This is a genomic window from Streptomyces siamensis, assembly GCF_039543605.1.
GTDB classification, from domain to species: domain Bacteria; phylum Actinomycetota; class Actinomycetes; order Streptomycetales; family Streptomycetaceae; genus Streptomyces; species Streptomyces siamensis.
This window is the reverse complement of the sequence record NZ_BAABKB010000002.1, coordinates 1,286,026-1,302,585: the sequence shown is the minus strand read 5'-3', so window position 1 is coordinate 1,302,585 and position 16,560 is coordinate 1,286,026. Positions and strand designations below refer to the sequence as shown.

Sequence of the window (16,560 nt, the reverse complement as noted above, 5' to 3'; positions counted from 1 at the left end):
CCAAGGAGAACAATCGTCGACAGGCTGCGGACAGTCTGGGGGGTCAGCGTCGAAGTCTATGCCGGGCCACTGACACTCCGCGGAGGATCACACGTACCTTCATGCGGGGTACCCGTAAGCCGCCGCACTGTCGCCGCCGGATTCCGGGCACTCCCGTGGTCCGCCGTCCGTTGGGATGGCTGGACCCCTTGTCCACGGGGACGGTGCGCCGGCCCCATGTCACGCATCACCTGCACCAGGAGGCACCCAGCGATGTCGGTCCCGCAGCTCAGCGACGAGCAACGCGGCGAGCAGATCCTCGCCGTCTTCGACACCGCCTTCGGCGAGCTCCTGGCCGCCGACCCGGCCGCGTTCCGCGTGAAGTTCCGCAAGATGGCGGCCTCCGCCTTCGCGTTCTACCGGGGCACGGCGTGCCTCTTCTACCACGACCTCGACGCCGACAAGCGCGGCGGCCCGTACCTGGACGACCGCACCGCGCGTGTGTGGATCCACGGCGACCTGCACGCCGAGAACTTCGGCACGTACATGGACGCCCAGGGCCGCCTGATCTTCAACGTGAACGACTTCGACGAGGCCTACGTCGGCCCGTTCACCTGGGACCTCAAGCGCTTCGCGGCCTCCGTGGCCCTCGTCGGCTATGCCAAGGCGCTCAGCGACGAGCAGATCACCGAGCTGGTCACGGTGTACGCGGCGGCCTACCGCGAGCGCATCCACTCCCTCGCGACCGGCGCCAAGAGCGACGAGGTGCCGCCCTTCACGCTGGACACCGCGGAGGGTCCGCTCCTGGACGCGCTGCGTGACGCCCGCTCGCTGACCCGCTTCGGGCTGCTCGACTCCATGACCGAGATCCGCGACTTCGAGCGCCGCTTCGCGCCGGGCGGCGGTTCCATCGAGCTGGACGCGGCCACCCGCTACAAGGTGCTCGCCGCTTTCGACGGCTACCTGGAGACGCTGCCGGAGTCCTCGCTGGCCCGCCCGGACTCGTACCGCGTGAAGGACGTCGTCGGACGCCGCGGGATCGGCATCGGCTCGGCCGGCCTCCCGTCGTACAACATCCTCCTCGAGGGCAACAGCGACGCCCTGGAGAACGATGTCGTGATCTACATCAAGCAGGCCCAGACCCCCGCCGTCTCCCGCCACATCACGGACTCCTCGATCCGCGAGTACTTCCAGCACGAGGGCCACCGCACGGTGATCTCCCAGCGAGCGCTCCAGGCGCACGCCGACCCGTGGCTGGGCTGGACCGAGCTGGACGGCGCGGGCCAGCTGGTCGCCGAGGTGTCGCCGTACGCGGTGGACCTCGACTGGGGCGACATCGACGACCCCGAGGAGATCGCCGCGGTCGTCGCGGACCTCGGCCGGGCCACGGCCACGATGCACGCGGCGGCGGACGACGAGAGCGGCCACTCGGAGCTGGTGCCGTTCTCCACGGAGCGGGCCATCGACGCCGCGATCGCGGCCGACGAGGACGGCTTCGCCGCTCTCCTGGTGGACTTCGCCCACAGCTACGGCGCACGGGCGCGCACCGACCACCAGATCTTCGTGGACCTCTTCCGCAACGGCCGCATCCCGGGGCTGTAGGGCTCCGGCCCGCTCCCACGGCGCTCCCGTGATTCATGGGAATCCTTTAGGGGACTCTTACGGGAGCACGTGGGAGACTCTCTGCGCTATGGACTTGTCCGGGACCCCACTCAGAGCCGTGCGCGCGGTGCTGTTCACGGCTGTCGTCGTGACCCTCTCCACCGCGTCGCACGTCCTGCTGTCCCGGGCTCCGCTGCCGTTCGCCACCGTCGCCGCGATCGCCGCCGCCGTCTTCGTCATCGCGTTCGCGCTGGCCGGCCGCGAACGCGGCTTCGGGCGGATCGCCGCCCTGCTGATCCCGCTGGAGCTGGCCGCCGACACCGTGTTCACCACGGGCCAGCACGTCTGTTACGGCCGGGCCGGCGGTCCGGTCGCCGGCCCGCTGCGCTCGGTCGGCCTCGACGTGCTGTGCGGCGGCGGCAGCGTCGGCGCCCCGCTGGCCCGGGTGACCGGCGGCCACGGCGACCGGGCGGCGACGCTGCTCGCGCACACCGATCCGACCGCCGCCTGGCTGCTGCTCGGCGCGCACGTCACCGTCGGCCTGATCGCCGCCGCCTGGCTGCGCCGCGGCGAGCGGGCCCTCGCCCAGCTGCTGCGCGCGGTGGGCGCCTCGACCTTCCGGCCGCTGCTGATCGCGGTCGCCGCGGTGACCGTGCGGCTCGCTCCGGCGCGCCGGCTGCCGCGCACCGCGCACCGCGCGGCCTTCACCCGCACGCGTCTGTTCGTGCACTCCCTGGGACGACGAGGACCGCCCCGCTCACTCGTTCTCGTCTGAGCGACCGCTCCCGGGCCGACGCCCGGAGCACAAGCAGTCCCCTTCACGTATCCGCGTACGACATGTGCGCGTCCCCCAGGGAGATCACCACTATGAGCAAGCGGAACAGCCAGGCGGCGAAGTCGGCGGCCCGTGAGAAGCTGCGCCTCGAACGCGAGCGTCAGGCCAAGCGCGAGAAGATCAGGCGGCAGGCCGTCGTCGCCGGCTCCCTCGTCGCCGTCCTCGCGATCGCCGGCGGTGTCGGCTACGCGGTCGTGCAGAACAACAAGCCCACCTACTGGGAGACCGCCAGTGACGACAAGGTGGTGACTCCGGCCAACACCACGGGCACGAACGGCACGACGGTCGTCCTCGGCAAGAGCACCGCGAAGAAGACCCTGAAGCTGTACGAGGACCCGCGCTGCCCGATCTGTGCGCAGTTCGAGCAGACCGTGGGCTCGACGCTGAAGTCGGACTTCGACGCCGGCAAGTTCAAGATCCAGTTCATCGGCGGCACGTTCCTGGACGGCGACTCCGACAAGAGCGGCAAGATCCAGATCGGCTCCCGCGGTGAGGGCTCCAAGAACGCGATGAGCGCCCTGGGCGCGGCGCTGAACGTGAGCCCCGAGGCCTTCCTGGAGTACAAGACAGCGCTGTACTCGGCGAAGTTCCATCCCGAGGAGACGGACGACAAGTTCAAGAGCGACGACTACCTGATCAAGGTGGCGGACACGGTCGGCGCGCTCAAGAACAACACGGCGTTCCAGAAGGCCGTCAAGGACGGCACGTACGACTCCTGGGCCCTCGCGATGTCGCAGACCTTCAACACCAACAAGGACGGCGTCGACGGCACGCCGAGCCTGGTGATGGACGGCAAGAAGCTCACGGGCGCCGACGGCAAGAACGCGCCGATGACGACCGCCGAGTTCACCACGGCGATCGAGGCGGCGCTCAAGGGCTGAGTCACCGGCTCCGGTGCCCGTGCCGAGACCGGGACCGGAGCCACCGGCGGCCCCTCACGGGCGCGTTGAACGACCGGCTCCCGAAGAGCGGGCGAACTTTTGCCAGTTCGCCCGCTCTTGGCTTGTACCGATCGGTAACCTGATCGCTCGTGACCAGTCGATTCAGATCATCCGACTCCTCGGGCGCCCTCAACTCCCGCGCCCCGCGCCGCCGCACGGTCGTCAAGGCCGCGGCCGCCACCGCCGTCCTCGCCGCCCCGCTCGCGGCCGCCCTGCCCGCCCGGGCCGCCGTCGAGGCACCCGCCTTCCTGCACGGCGTCGCCTCCGGCGACCCGCTGCCCGACGGCATCCTGCTGTGGACCCGCGTGACGCCCACCCCGGAGGCGATACCCGGCTCCGGGCTCGGCCCGGACACCGAGGTCAGCTGGACCGTCGCCAAGGACAAGGCGTTCGGCACGATCGTCGCCAAGGGCACCACCACCGCGACGGCCGCCTCGGACCACACCGTCAAGGCGGACATCCGCGGTCTGGAACCCGCCACCGACTACTGGTTCCGCTTCTCCGCCGGCGGCACCGACTCCCCCGCCGCCCGCACCCGCACCGCGCCCGCCGCCGACGCCTCCGTGGCCGGGCTGCGCTTCGGCGTGGTGTCCTGCGCCAACTGGGAGGCGGGCTACTTCTCCCCGTACCGCCACCTGGCCGCCCGCGGCGACCTGGACGCCTGGCTGCACCTCGGCGACTACATCTACGAGTACAAGTCGGGCGAGTACGCGGCGCGCGGCAAGGTCGTCCGGCCGCACGCCCCGGCGAACGAGATCCTCACCCTCGCCGACTACCGCACCCGGCACGGCCGCTACAAGACGGACCCGGACCTCCAGGCCCTGCACCACAAGGCGCCGGTCGTCGCGATCTGGGACGACCACGAGTTCGCCGACAACGCCTGGTCGGGCGGCGCCGTGAACCACACCGAGGGTGCCGAGGGCACCTGGTCGGCCCGTCAGGCCGCCGCGAAGCAGGCCTACTTCGAGTGGATGCCGGTGCGTCCCGCCATCGAGGGCACCACCTACCGCCGGCTGCGCTTCGGCAAGCTCGCCGACCTCTCGCTGCTGGACCTGCGCTCCTTCCGCTCCCAGCAGGCCTCCACGGCCAGCGGCTCGGTGGACGACCCGGACCGTACGCTCACCGGCCGGGCCCAGCTCGACTGGCTGAAGTCGGGGCTGAAGGCCTCGGACACCACCTGGCGCCTGGTCGGCAACTCGGTGATGATCTCGCCGTTCGCGGTGGGTTCGCTCCCCGCCGATCTGCTCAAGCCGCTCGCCAAGCTGCTCGGGCTGCCGCAGGAGGGCATCGCCCTCAACACCGACCAGTGGGACGGCTACACGGACGACCGCCGCGAACTGCTCGCGCACCTGCGGTCCCAGGCGATCCGCAACACCGTCTTCCTCACCGGCGACATCCACATGGCCTGGGCCAACGACGTGCCGGTCGACGCGGGTACGTATCCGCTGTCCGCCTCCGCCGCCACCGAGTTCGTGGTCACCTCGGTCTCCTCCGACAACCTCGACGACATCGTCAAGGTCCCGGAGGGCACCGTCTCGGCCGTGGCGTCACCGATCATCCGCGCGGCCAACCGGCACGTCCACTGGGTCGACACCGACCGCCACGGCTTCGGCGTCCTGGACATCACGGGTGCCCGTGCGCAGATGGACTACTACGTGCTCTCCGACCGCACGGACCCGAACGCGACGGCGTCCTGGGTCCGTTCGTACCGCACGCGCAGCGGTACGCAGAAGGTGGAGCGGACGTACGACCCGGTGTGACGCCGTGCCGACGGCGCTGTCCGGAGAGCTCCGCGGGCCGACGGAGCTCTCCGGGCCGACGGGGCTCTCCGCGCCGACCCGGGAGCTCCCCGGGACGCCGCCGGACCGGCTCCCGCCGCCGCTCTACAGGCTGTCGAGGAAGCCGAGCGCCACCTTCCAGGTGGCCTCGGCCGCCTCGGCGTCGTGGTCCGGCAGGTCCGGGTCGGTGTACAGGTGGCCCGCGCCGGCATACCGGTAGACCTCGACGTCCGCGCCGGCTCTGCGCATCTGCAGGTACCAGGCGCTAAGCCAGTCGTCCGTCTCGAACTGGTCCGGCTCGGCGACGTGCAGCTGGACCGGCAGCTCGTCGACCGAGGCGCTCTCCGCGATGTCCGAAGTGCCGTGCAGGAGCAGCAGTCCCCGGGCCTTCTCGTCGCCCAGGGCGAGGGTCTGCGCGATCGACGCGCCGAGGGAGAAGCCCGCGTACACCAGGCCGCGCTCGGAGTAGGGCGCGGCGGCGAGCACGGCGCGCTTGAGGAGCTCGTCCTTGCCGATCTCCTCGTTGAAGGCCATTCCCTCCTCCACCGTGTCGAAGGTGCGGCCCTCGAAGAGGTCGGGCGTCCACACCTCGTGCCCCGCGGCACGCAGCCGGTCCGCCGCGGCGCGCACCGCCGGCCGCAGCCCGTAGGTGGAGTGAAAGAGCATGACGTTCATGGGCTCCATGGTGCCAGCCTGGACCGACAACGCCGCGCGGGCCCGTGTACGGACGGCTTCCGGCTCCAGGTTTGGACCGCGGCGGGCCGGTTACGGTCGGGGGCATGGAGAACGTACTGCGCCCGGTGATCGTCGTCGGCGGCTCGGTCGTGCTCACGCTGCTCGTCGGGTGGGCCGTGGACCTGCTGCTGCGGCGCGCGGACGGCCGGCATCACGAGACCCCGCTGTGGGGGCTGCTCCGTCGCGGCCGTGTCCCCTTCCAACTCGTCCTGTGCACCGCCATGCTCAGAGGGTCCTACGCGGAGGCCGAGCTGCTGGAGGAGCACTCCATCGGTATCGGCCGGATCCTGACGCTGACCCTCATCGGCTCCACGGCCTGGCTGGTGGTGCGCATCGCCGCCGCCGTCGTGGAGACCTCGTACACCCGCTACGCGACCGCGCACCGCGACCCCGCCCGGGTCCGCCGGGTGCGCACCCAGGTGACGCTGATCCAACGGGTGGTGTCCGCGATCGTCGGCGTGGTCGCGGTCGCCGCGATGCTGCTCACCTTCCCGGCGATGCGGGCGGCCGGCGCCTCGCTGCTCGCCTCGGCCGGCGTCCTCGGCATCGTCGCCGGTGTCGCCGCACAGTCCACGCTGTCGAACCTCTTCGCAGGGCTGCAGATCGCCTTCGGCGACATGGTGCGCCTCGGCGACACGGTCGTGGTGGACGGTGAGTGGGGCACCGTCGACGAGATCACCCTGACCTTTCTGACGGTACGGACCTGGGACGAGCGGCGGATCACGATGCCCGTCTCGTACTTCACCTCGAAGCCGTTCGAGAACTGGTCGCGCGGCAGCGCCCAGATGACCGGCATCGTCCTCTTCCACGTCGACCACTCGGCACCGGTGGAGGCCATGCGCGAGAAGCTGCGCGACATCCTGCGCGAGTGCCCGGCCTGGGACGGACGCGACTACGGTCTGGCCGTCACGGACTCCACGCCCAACACCATGCAGGTGCGCGCCCTGGTCACGGCCAAGGACGCGGACGACATCTGGACGGTGCGGGTCACGGTCCGCGAGCGGATGATCCGCTGGCTGACCGAGGACCACCCCTACGCGCTCCCCCGCGTCAACACGGCGGACGCGGCGCCGCCTCCCGGCAGGACGCTGCGGGGTCCGCGCCGCGACCAGGACGGCGCCGCGACCCTCCCCTTCGAACCCCCACGCACCGGCACGGGCCGCGGCTAGCCGCACCCGACCCATCACCGAGGCCGCCGACGGCGCACCCTACGGGAGAGTCCAACGGCTCGGCGAAGGGTCACGGGTGGCGCGGGCGGGAGGCGAACCCGGCCACAGGCCGGGCAGGCCCCGCGGCCGAAGCGCACCCGCGGCCGCCACTGCCCGGACCCAACGCCGAGGCCGCCGACGGCGCGCACCCCCCACGGGAGAGTCCAACCGCTCGGCGAAGGGTCACGGGTGGCGCGCGGGCGGGAGACGAACCCGGCCACAGGCCGGGCAGGCCCCGCGACCGAAGCGCACCCGCGGCCGCCACGGCCCGGACCCAACGCCGAGGCCGCCGACGGCGCGCACCCCCCACGGGAAAGTCCAACCGCCCGTCGAAGTGTCACGGGTGGCGCGCGGGCGGGAGACGAACCCGGCCACAGGCCGGGCAGGCCCCGCGACCGAAGCGCACCTCGCAGGCCAGCCGAGCCGCACCCCCGAGAAGCCTCCTCGACCCCAGGGGACCGTCACCGCAGGCCAGCCGAGCAGCACCCCCGAGCAGCCCCCTCAACCCCAGGGGACCGTCACCGCAGGCTGCGCACATCCAGATGCCGAAGCACGCGGTCGACGACCTCGGGGTCCGCCCCCGGCTCACTGCGCGCGGCCAGCACCTCGTGCCGCGCCGCGCTCAGCATCTCCGCCTGGATCCGCCGCATCCGCTTCAACCGCCGTGCCCGCTGCTCGTAAGCCTCGCGGCGCTCCTCGTCCCCCATGTCGGGGCTGATCCGCACCCCGATGTCGTGGGCCCGCCGCAGCAGCTGCTCGGAGACCTCCTCGGGCAGCTCCTCCACGTCCTCGATCTCCCGCAGCCGCGTCTTCGCGGCCTTCGCGGCACGGATCGCCAGCTCCTTCTCGAAGGCCTTCTCGACGTCCTCGTCGGCCCGCACCCCGAGCTTCTTCACCAGCCACGGCAGGGTGAGCCCCTGGAGCACGAGCGTCGCCATGATCACCCCGAAGGCGATGAACACGATCTCGTCGCGGTCGGGAAAGGGCGACCCGTCGTCCATCTCCAGCGGGATCGCCAGCGCCAGGGCCACGGAGGCGACGCCCCGCATTCCGGCCCACCACATCACGACGGTCTCCCGCCACGACGTCGGGATCTCCTCGTCGTAGTCACGCTTGGCGTGCAGCCGCTTGGTCAGCCAGGTCGCGGGCAGCAGCCAGACCAGCCGTACGAACACGACGACGGCCACGATCGTGGCGGACCAGCCGAGCATCTCGCCCCAGCGTCCCGCCGCCGTCCTGATGGCGTTGTGCAGTTCGAGCCCGATGAGCCCGAACGCGACGCCCGTCACGAGCGTGTCCACCACGTCCCAGACCGTCGATCCGGTCAGCCGGGTGAGGACGTCGTCGGCGTCGAGCGCGTACTCGGCCAGGAACAGCGCGGTGGTGAGCACCGCCAGCACCCCGGAACCGTGGAGCTCCTCGGCCAGGACGTACGAGGCGTACGGCACGAGCAGCGTCAGGCCGATCTGCAGGGTGGCGTCGCCGAGCAGGGACATCAGCTTGTTCGCGGCCCAGCCCAGCGCCACTCCGACGGCGACCGCGACGACCGCGGACAGCACGAGGTCGAGCCCCGCCGCCCAGGGCGAGAAGGTGCCGCTCACCGCGGCCGCGATCGCGACGTGGTAGAGCACGATGGCCGTCACGTCGTTGAAGAGACCCTCCCCCTCCAGGATCGACACCAGACGGCGGGGCAGCCCGAGCTGGCCGGCCACGGCGGTCGCCGCGACCGGGTCGGGCGGCGCCACCAGCGCGCCGAGCGCCACCGCGGCGGCGAGCGGCAGCCCCGGCACGATCGCGTGGGCGACGGCGGCCACGGCCAGGGTGGTCACGAACACCAGCGCGACGGCGAGCAGGAAGATCGGACGGATGTTGGCGGCGAACTGTCTCCACGAGGTGCGCCGCACCGCCGCGTAGAGCAGGGGCGGCAGCAACGCGGGCAGGATCAGGTCCGGCGGGATGTCCACGTTGGGGACGAAGTCCGGAAGGGCCAGCGCGATCCCGAGGAGGGTCATCAGCACCGGCGCGGGCAACCCGAACCGGTCCCCCACCGGGACGCTCACCACGGCCCCGAGCAGCAGGACGAACAGCAGGGCCAACTGATCCACGGTCAGCGCTCCGGCAGCTCTAGGAGATCAAGGACAAGCAGACCCCAAGCCTGCCATGCCCTCGGGACGATCCCCCGCTACAGGACCTTGCGCATCGCCAGGTGCGGGATGCCGGCGTCCGGGAACTCCGCCCCGTACGCCACGTACCCCAGCCGTTCGTAGAACCCCAGGGCGTGGGTCTGCGCGTGCAGGTCGACCGCGGCCAGTCCACGCGCGCGTGCGGCGTCCTCGATGGCGCCCACGAGCGCGGCACCGACGCCGAGGCCACGTGCCTCGCGGGTCACGGCGAGCCGCCCCAGGGAGCCGACGGTGAGGTCGCCGCCGGTCTTCGCGGACGCGGCCTCGCCGTACAGCAGCCGACCGGTGCCGAGCGCCGTGCCGTCCGCGCGGACGGCCAGCACGTGCAGCGCCGTGGCGTCGTAGGCGTCGTACTCGATGTCCTCGGGGACGCCCTGCTCGCCGACGAAGACCTCCTTGCGCACCGCGAAGCAGGCCTCGCGGTCGGCGGGGTCCTCGGCGACCCGCAGCACGTACTCGGTGCTCACGCGTAGCTCTCCTCGCGGACCTTGTCGAGCGCGTTCCGGAGATCGTCGGGGTAGTCGCTGGCGAACTCCACCCACTGGCCGTCCCCGGGGTGCTCGAAGCCGAGCCGCACCGCGTGCAGCCACTGCCGGGTGAGACCCAGCCGCTTGGCGAGCGTCGGATCCGCGCCGTAGGTCAGGTCGCCGACGCACGGGTGGCGGTGGGCTGCCATGTGGACGCGGATCTGGTGGGTGCGCCCCGTCTCCAGCTTGACGTCGAGCAGCGAGGCCGCGCGGAACGCCTCGACCAGGTCGTAGTGCGTGACCGAGGGCTTGCCCTCGGCCGTGACCGCCCACTTGTAGTCGTGGTTCGGGTGGCGTCCGATGGGGGCGTCGATGGTGCCGCTGGTCGGGTCCGGGTGGCCCTGGACGAGCGTGTGGTAGCGCTTGTCGACCGTGCGCTCCTTGAACTGGCGCTTCAGGGACGTGTACGCGTACTCCGACTTGGCGACCACCATCAGGCCCGAGGTGCCCACGTCGAGGCGGTGCACGATGCCCTGACGCTCCGAGGCGCCGGAGGTCGAGATGCGGTACCCGGCGGCCGCGAGACCGCCGATCACGGTCGGGCCCGACCAGCCGGGGCTGGGGTGCGCGGCCACGCCGACCGGCTTGACGATCACGACCACGTCGTCGTCGTCGTGCACGATCTCCATGCCCTCGACGGGTTCGGCGACGATCTGCACGGGCGCGGGCGCCTGCGGCATCTCGACCTCGAGCCAGGCGCCGCCGTGCACGCGCTCGGACTTGCCGACCACGGAGCCGTCCACCGCGACCTTCCCCGCGGCGGCCAGCTCGGCGGCCTTCGTGCGGGAGAAGCCGAACATGCGGGAGATGGCGGCGTCGACGCGCTCGCCCTCCAGGCCGTCGGGCACGGGCAGGGTACGGATCTCGGGAAGCGTGCTCACCCGTCGAGTATGCCGGAAGGCTCGGACACCCCCTGACCACGGCCCGAACGTGAGTGCCCTTACGTGGTGTCCCCGGCACCGGGGTGAAGGCCGCCGCCGGGGCCCGGCCCGCCCGGCGCCGGGGCGTCCGGGCGATCGGGGGAGCGTCGCGCGTCAGTCCTTGTGGACCGTGCCGTCCGGGTCGAGTCCGCGGAAGGACAGCAGCACGATCAGGATGCCGCCGCACACGATCGCCGAGTCGGCGAGGTTGAAGACCGCGAAGTGCTTGGGGGCGATGAAGTCCACGACCGCGCCCTCGAAGACCCCCGGCGAGCGGAAGATCCGGTCGGTCAGGTTGCCCAGCGCGCCGCCGAGCAGCAGACCCAGCGCGATCGCCCAGGGCAGGCTGTAGAGCTTGCGCGCGAGCCGGGCGATGACCACGATCACGGCCGCGGCGATCACCGTGAAGATCACCGTGAACGCCTCGCCGAAGCCGAAGGCCGCGCCCGCGTTGCGGATCGCCTCGAACTTCAGCCAGTCCCCGATGATCTCGATCGAGTCGTGGTGCTCCAGCTTCGCGACGACGATCATCTTGCTGACGAGGTCGAGGGCGTACGCGAGCACGGCGACCGTGAAGAGCACGGCGATCCGGCGCCTGCCCCTGGGCCGCCCGTCCGCGGACGGTGCCCCGTCCGCGCCGGCGTCCGAGGCGTCCGGGGAGGGCCGCACGGCATCCTCGGCGGACCGCTCGGCCGGCACCTGCTCGCCGGAACCGGACCGGCCGCCCGACGCCGCCTTCTCGTCGGACTGCTCCGGCTCGGCCCCCGCCGCCCCTGGGATGTCCGGCGTACCGATGATGCGCTCCGCCTCTGCCACGTGAGTGAGTCCCTCGACCTAGGTTCCTGACTGAGGACGAGAGTACGGCACGCCCCACGCGGCCCACGTGCTCAGGAGCACTCCCACGCGGTTCAGTACCGGCGTTCCTGCTTCTGCTTGCACTCGACGCACAGGGTGGCGCGCGGGAAGGCCTGCATACGGGCCTTGCCGATCGGATTGCCGCAGCTCTCGCAGAGCCCGTACGTCCCCGTCTCCAGGCGCTCCAGGGCCCGCTCGGTCTGCTCCAGCATCTCGCGCGCGTTGGCCGCGAGCGCCATCTCGTGCTCGCGGGTGATGTTCTTCGTGCCCGTGTCCGCCTGGTCGTCTCCGGCGCCGTCGCCGGAGTCGCGCATCAGTCCCGCGAGCGCCTCCTCGGACGACGAGATCTCGGTGCTCAGCCGCAGTGCCTCCGACTGGAGCTCCGCGCGGGCCTCCTCGACCTCCTCGGAGGTCCAGGGGTCCTCACCGGGGCGCACCGCGAGCTCGCCGGGCTCCACCGCGCCGACCCGCGCCTTGGGGACGGCCGTGGGCTTCTTCGCCGCCGTGGCCGTGCCAGGAGTCTTCTTCGCAACCACTGTCGTGGCTCCCGTCGTCTTCGCGGCATCGGCCGCGCCCTCGGCCGCGGAAGCGACCGCCTTCTTCGCCGTGCGTGTGCTCTTCTTCGCCGTACCGCCGCTCTTCCTGGCCGTGGCGCCCTTCGCACGGGTCTTCTTCGCGGCGCCGCCCTGCGCCACGGCGCCGGTCCCCGTCTCCTCCGCGGCCTTCTCCGCCGCCTTCCCGGCTCCCGGCTCCCGGGCGTCCGCCTTCTTCGCGGCCGCCTTCCTGCCGGTCACCGCCTTCTTGGCCGCCTTCTTCCCGGCCGCCGCCTTCTTGGCGTCCGCCTTCTTGCCGTCCGCCTTCTCGGTGGCCACCTTCTTGCCGTCCGCCTTCCCGGGGGCGGTCCCACCGGCCGCGGGCTTCGATCCGGACTGCGCCCCGGAGACCGTCTTCACGGGCCGGGCCTCGTGGGACACGGGTGCCCCCGTGGCGCTCTTCTTCCCACCCACGTCCTTGGCCGCCAAAACCGTGGATCTGCCGGACGCCGACTGCTGTACGGCGGTCTTCTTCGCCACCATGGCCGCGGCCCCTTCACATACTGTGATCTTGCTCGCGAATCGTGCTGGGACGATAAATCGACTTCCGGCCCGCGGCAACGGGGCACGCCATCGATTCGTCCGCCCCGCGGGTCCCGCGCGGCAAGCCTGCCTGCGTTGTGCCCAGCTCCCCGCCGGGTAATCCGCCGGTCCCCGCGTCCCAGGATCCGGACGGTCCCGCCTCGCCATTCGGGTCACCGCGCGGGCCGCCCGGACACCCGGTAAACCGGTCGGCCGCTGTCCCCGCGGCGCCGTACACTGGGCGGAGCGAGAAGCGTGGATGGGGACGAGTAGCGGCGTACGCGGCCAGGAGCGACCCGGGGACGGTGGGAGCCCGGGGGTCAGCGCGACGTGAAGATCACCCCGGAGCCGCCGGAAGAACACCCCACAGGGGCCAGTAGACCCGGTATCGCGACCCCAATGAGGGGGCTCACTGGTGCGAACGGCGCACCGGGGAGCCAAGGAGGGTGGTACCGCGGGAGCGCGCCGCACACGGCGTCCGTAGCAGAACAGGCTCTCGTCCCTCCGACGGAAGGCAGAACGTCCGCCGGAGGAAGCTCGCCGATGAAACCGACGCAGTACCGCCAGGTGCCCGCCCAGGTCGACCTGCCCGCGCTCGAGCACGCCGTGCTCGACTTCTGGCGTGAGCAGAAGATCTTCGCCAAGAGCCTCGAGCAGTCCGAGGGCCGCCCCGAGTGGGTGTTCTACGAGGGCCCGCCCACCGCCAACGGCATGCCGGGCGCCCACCACATCGAGGCGCGCGTCTTCAAGGACGTCTTCCCCCGCTTCCGCACCATGCGCGGCTACCACGTGGCCCGCAAGGCCGGCTGGGACTGCCACGGCCTGCCGGTGGAGCTGGCGGTCGAGAAGGAGCTCGGCTTCAGCGGCAAGAAGGACATCGAGGCGTACGGCATCGCCGAGTTCAACGCCAGGTGCCGCGAGTCCGTGCTGCGCCACACCGACGCCTTCTCCGACCTGACGACCCGCATGGGGTACTGGGTCGACCTCGACGACGCCTACGTCACGATGGACCCCGAGTACATCGAGTCGGTCTGGTGGTCGCTCAAGGAGATCTTCAACAAGGGTCTGCTGGTCCAGGACCACCGCGTCGCCCCCTGGTGCCCGCGCTGCGGCACCGGCCTGTCGGACCACGAGCTGGCGCAGGGCTACGAGACGGTCGTCGACCCGTCCGTGTACGTCCGTTTCCCGCTCACCTCCGGTCCGCTGGCCGGCCGGGCCGCGCTCCTGGTGTGGACGACGACCCCCTGGACGCTCGTCTCCAACACCGCCGTCGCCGCGCACCCCGACGTCACCTACGTCGTCGCCACGAACGGCGAGGAGCAGCTCGTCGTCGCCGAGCCGCTCGTCGAGAAGGCGCTCGGCGAGGGCTGGCAGACCACCGGCGAGTCCTTCACGGGCGCCGAGATGGAGCGCTGGAACTACCAACGACCGCTCGAGCTGGTGGAGTTCCCGGCTCCGGCGCACTTCGTGGTGAACGCCGAGTACGTCACCACCGAGGACGGCACGGGTCTGGTCCACCAGTCCCCCGCCTTCGGCGAGGACGACCTCAAGGTGTGCCGCGCGTACGGCCTGCCCGTGGTCAACCCGGTGCGCCCCGACGGCACCTTCGAGGAAGACGTCCCGATGGTCGGCGGCGTCTTCTTCAAGAAGGCCGACGAGAAGCTCACCGAGGACCTCGACGCCCGCGGCCTGCTGTTCAAGCACATCCCGTACGAGCACAGCTATCCGCACTGCTGGCGCTGCCACACCGCGCTGCTCTACTACGCGCAGCCGTCCTGGTACATCCGCACCACGGCCGTCAAGGACCGTCTCCTCGAGGAGAACGAGAAGACCAACTGGTTCCCGGAGTCGGTCAAGCACGGCCGCTTCGGCGACTGGCTGAACAACAACATCGACTGGGCGCTGTCCCGCAGCCGCTACTGGGGCACCCCGCTCCCGCTGTGGCGCTGCGAGGAGGACCACCTCACCTGTGTCGGCTCCCGCGCGGAGCTCACCGAGCTGACGGGCACCGACCAGTCCGCCCTGGACCCGCACCGGCCGTACATCGACGCGGTCACCTTCGCCTGCCCGCAGGACGGCTGCGGCAGCACGGCGACCCGCGTCCCGGAGGTCATCGACGCCTGGTACGACTCGGGTTCGATGCCGTTCGCGCAGTGGGGCTACCCGTACAAGAACAAGGAGCTGTTCGAGAGCCGCTACCCGGCGCAGTTCATCTCCGAGGCCATCGACCAGACCCGCGGCTGGTTCTACACGCTGATGGCCGTCGGCACCCTCGTCTTCGACAAGTCGTCGTACGAGAACGTCGTCTGCCTGGGCCACATCCTGGCCGAGGACGGCCGCAAGATGTCCAAGCACCTGGGCAACATCCTTCAGCCGATCCCGCTGATGGACCAGCACGGTGCGGACGCGGTGCGCTGGTTCATGGCGGCCGGCGGCTCCCCGTGGGCGGCCCGTCGCGTGGGCCACGGCACCATCCAGGAGGTCGTCCGCAAGACGCTCCTCACGTACTGGAACACGGTCGCCTTCCAGGCCCTGTACGCCCGCACCTCCGACTGGGCACCCAGCGAGGCCGATCCGGCCCCGGCGGACCGCCCGGTGCTCGACCGCTGGCTGCTCTCCGAACTGCACGCGCTCACCGACCAGGTGACGCAGGCGCTGGAGGCCTACGACACCCAGCGCGCCGGAAAGCTGCTCTCGGCGTTCGTCGACGACCTGTCCAACTGGTACGTGCGCCGCTCGCGCCGCCGCTTCTGGCAGGGCGACAAGGCCGCGCTGCGCACGCTGCACGAGGTCGTCGAGACGGTCACGCGGCTGATGGCCCCGCTGACCCCGTTCATCACCGAGCGGGTCTGGCAGGACCTGGTCGTCCCGGTCACGCCGGGCGCCCCCGAGTCCGTCCACCTGTCCTCCTGGCCGGAGGCGGACCTGTCCGCGATCGACCCCGAGATGTCGCGGCAGATGGTGCTCGTGCGCCGTCTCGTGGAGCTCGGCCGCGCCACGCGCGCGGAGTCGGGCGTCAAGACGCGTCAGCCGCTGTCCCGGGCGCTGGTCGCCGCGTCAGGCTTCGACGTCCTCGACCCCGAGCTGCACGCCCAGATCACCGAGGAGCTGAACGTGAGCTCGCTCGCCTCGCTCTCCGAGGTCGGCGGGTCACTCGTGGACACCACCGCCAAGGCGAACTTCCGGGCGCTCGGCAAGCGCTTCGGCAAGGGTGTCCAGGCCGTGGCGAAGGCCATCGCCGAGACGGACGCGGCGGCGCTCTCCCTCGCCCTGCGTGAGGGCACGGCGTCGGTCGAGGTCGACGGGGAGACGGTGACGCTGGCACCGGACGAGGTCATCATCACGGAGACCCCCCGCGAGGGCTGGTCGGTGGCGTCCGACTCCGGTGCCACGGTCGCGCTCGATCTGGAGATCACCGAGGAGCTGCGGCAGGCGGGCCTCGCCCGTGACGCGATCCGGCTGATCCAGGAGGCCCGCAAGAACAGCGGACTCGACGTGGCCGACCGGATCGCGCTGCGGTGGGTGTCCACGGACCCGGCCGTCATCGCGGCGCTCTCCGAGCACTCCGGGCTCATCGCGGACGAGGTCCTCGCCACGGACTTCGCCCAGGGCGAGGCCGACGACTCCTACGGCGCCCCGTTCACGGACGAGTCCCTGTCCCTGACCTTCCGCCTCCGCAAGGCGTAACCCGCCGCCCCGGGTCCTCTGGGCCCCGGCGCCCCGCCCCGCTCCCCAGCGGCGGACGGGTCCGCCGGGGCCCTTTCTTTCGCCCCCTCCGCCCCGGACCCCGCTCCTCAAGCGCCGGAGGGGCTGTTCTCAGCCCGTCCGGCGCTTGAGGACGAGGCCGTCCAGGCCGATCGGGGGTCTGGGGGCGCAGCCCCC

The 16,560-nt window shown here is 71.6% G+C and carries 12 protein-coding genes; 6 read left to right on the top strand and 6 right to left on the bottom strand.

Annotation, left to right across the window (positions count from 1 at the left end):
- Positions 1 to 252: 252 nt before the first annotated feature.
- From ABEB03_RS08485 to ABEB03_RS08470, 4 genes are all read left to right on the top strand, one after another.
- Positions 253 to 1,581 carry a DUF2252 domain-containing protein gene (locus ABEB03_RS08485; protein WP_345643739.1) on the top strand — a complete coding sequence of 443 codons (1,329 nt, stop codon included), beginning with the start codon at positions 253 to 255 and terminating at the stop codon, positions 1,579 to 1,581.
- A gap of 88 nt (positions 1,582 to 1,669) precedes the next feature.
- Positions 1,670 to 2,356 (top strand): hypothetical protein, encoded by a 687-nt coding sequence (locus ABEB03_RS08480; RefSeq protein WP_345643736.1) that lies wholly within the window; start codon positions 1,670 to 1,672, stop codon positions 2,354 to 2,356.
- 92 nt (positions 2,357 to 2,448) lie between these two features.
- Positions 2,449 to 3,297, top strand: a complete 849-nt coding sequence (locus tag ABEB03_RS08475) for a thioredoxin domain-containing protein (protein WP_345643733.1) — start codon at positions 2,449 to 2,451, stop codon at positions 3,295 to 3,297.
- 149 nt (positions 3,298 to 3,446) lie between these two features.
- Positions 3,447 to 5,117: an alkaline phosphatase D family protein gene (locus tag ABEB03_RS08470; protein ID WP_345643730.1), complete on the top strand. Its 1,671-nt coding sequence runs from the start codon at positions 3,447 to 3,449 to the stop codon at positions 5,115 to 5,117.
- A 123-nt stretch (positions 5,118 to 5,240) separates the two neighbouring features.
- Here the strand turns inward: ABEB03_RS08470 and ABEB03_RS08465 are convergent, their stop codons facing one another.
- Complete coding sequence (locus ABEB03_RS08465) at positions 5,241 to 5,810, bottom strand: dienelactone hydrolase family protein (RefSeq protein ID WP_345643728.1); 570 nt, start codon at positions 5,808 to 5,810, stop codon at positions 5,241 to 5,243.
- Between the two features lie 104 nt (positions 5,811 to 5,914).
- Here ABEB03_RS08465 and ABEB03_RS08460 point away from each other — a divergent pair, with 104 nt between their 5' ends.
- Positions 5,915 to 7,039, top strand: coding sequence for a mechanosensitive ion channel family protein (locus ABEB03_RS08460; protein ID WP_345643724.1), 1,125 nt, complete (start codon positions 5,915 to 5,917; stop codon positions 7,037 to 7,039).
- Positions 7,040 to 7,596: 557 nt separating this feature from the next.
- Here the strand turns inward: ABEB03_RS08460 and ABEB03_RS08455 are convergent.
- The 5 genes from ABEB03_RS08455 to ABEB03_RS08435 form a co-directional block, all read right to left on the bottom strand.
- Positions 7,597 to 9,183, bottom strand: coding sequence for a Na+/H+ antiporter (locus ABEB03_RS08455; RefSeq protein WP_345643721.1), 1,587 nt, complete (start codon positions 9,181 to 9,183; stop codon positions 7,597 to 7,599).
- Between the two features lie 77 nt (positions 9,184 to 9,260).
- Complete coding sequence (locus ABEB03_RS08450; RefSeq protein ID WP_345643718.1) at positions 9,261 to 9,728, bottom strand: GNAT family N-acetyltransferase; 468 nt, start codon at positions 9,726 to 9,728, stop codon at positions 9,261 to 9,263.
- Positions 9,725 to 10,669, bottom strand: a complete 945-nt coding sequence (locus ABEB03_RS08445; protein ID WP_345643714.1) for an RluA family pseudouridine synthase — start codon at positions 10,667 to 10,669, stop codon at positions 9,725 to 9,727. The genes ABEB03_RS08450 and ABEB03_RS08445 overlap by 4 nt, the downstream gene beginning before the upstream one ends.
- A gap of 153 nt (positions 10,670 to 10,822) precedes the next feature.
- Complete coding sequence (gene lspA, locus ABEB03_RS08440) at positions 10,823 to 11,524, bottom strand: signal peptidase II (RefSeq protein ID WP_345643711.1); 702 nt, start codon at positions 11,522 to 11,524, stop codon at positions 10,823 to 10,825.
- A gap of 92 nt (positions 11,525 to 11,616) precedes the next feature.
- Complete coding sequence (locus ABEB03_RS08435; protein WP_345643709.1) at positions 11,617 to 12,639, bottom strand: TraR/DksA family transcriptional regulator; 1,023 nt, start codon at positions 12,637 to 12,639, stop codon at positions 11,617 to 11,619.
- Between the two features lie 582 nt (positions 12,640 to 13,221).
- Here ABEB03_RS08435 and ileS point away from each other — a divergent pair.
- Complete coding sequence (ileS, locus tag ABEB03_RS08430; protein ID WP_345643706.1) at positions 13,222 to 16,365, top strand: isoleucine--tRNA ligase; 3,144 nt, start codon at positions 13,222 to 13,224, stop codon at positions 16,363 to 16,365.
- The last annotated feature ends 195 nt before the right edge of the window (positions 16,366 to 16,560 follow it).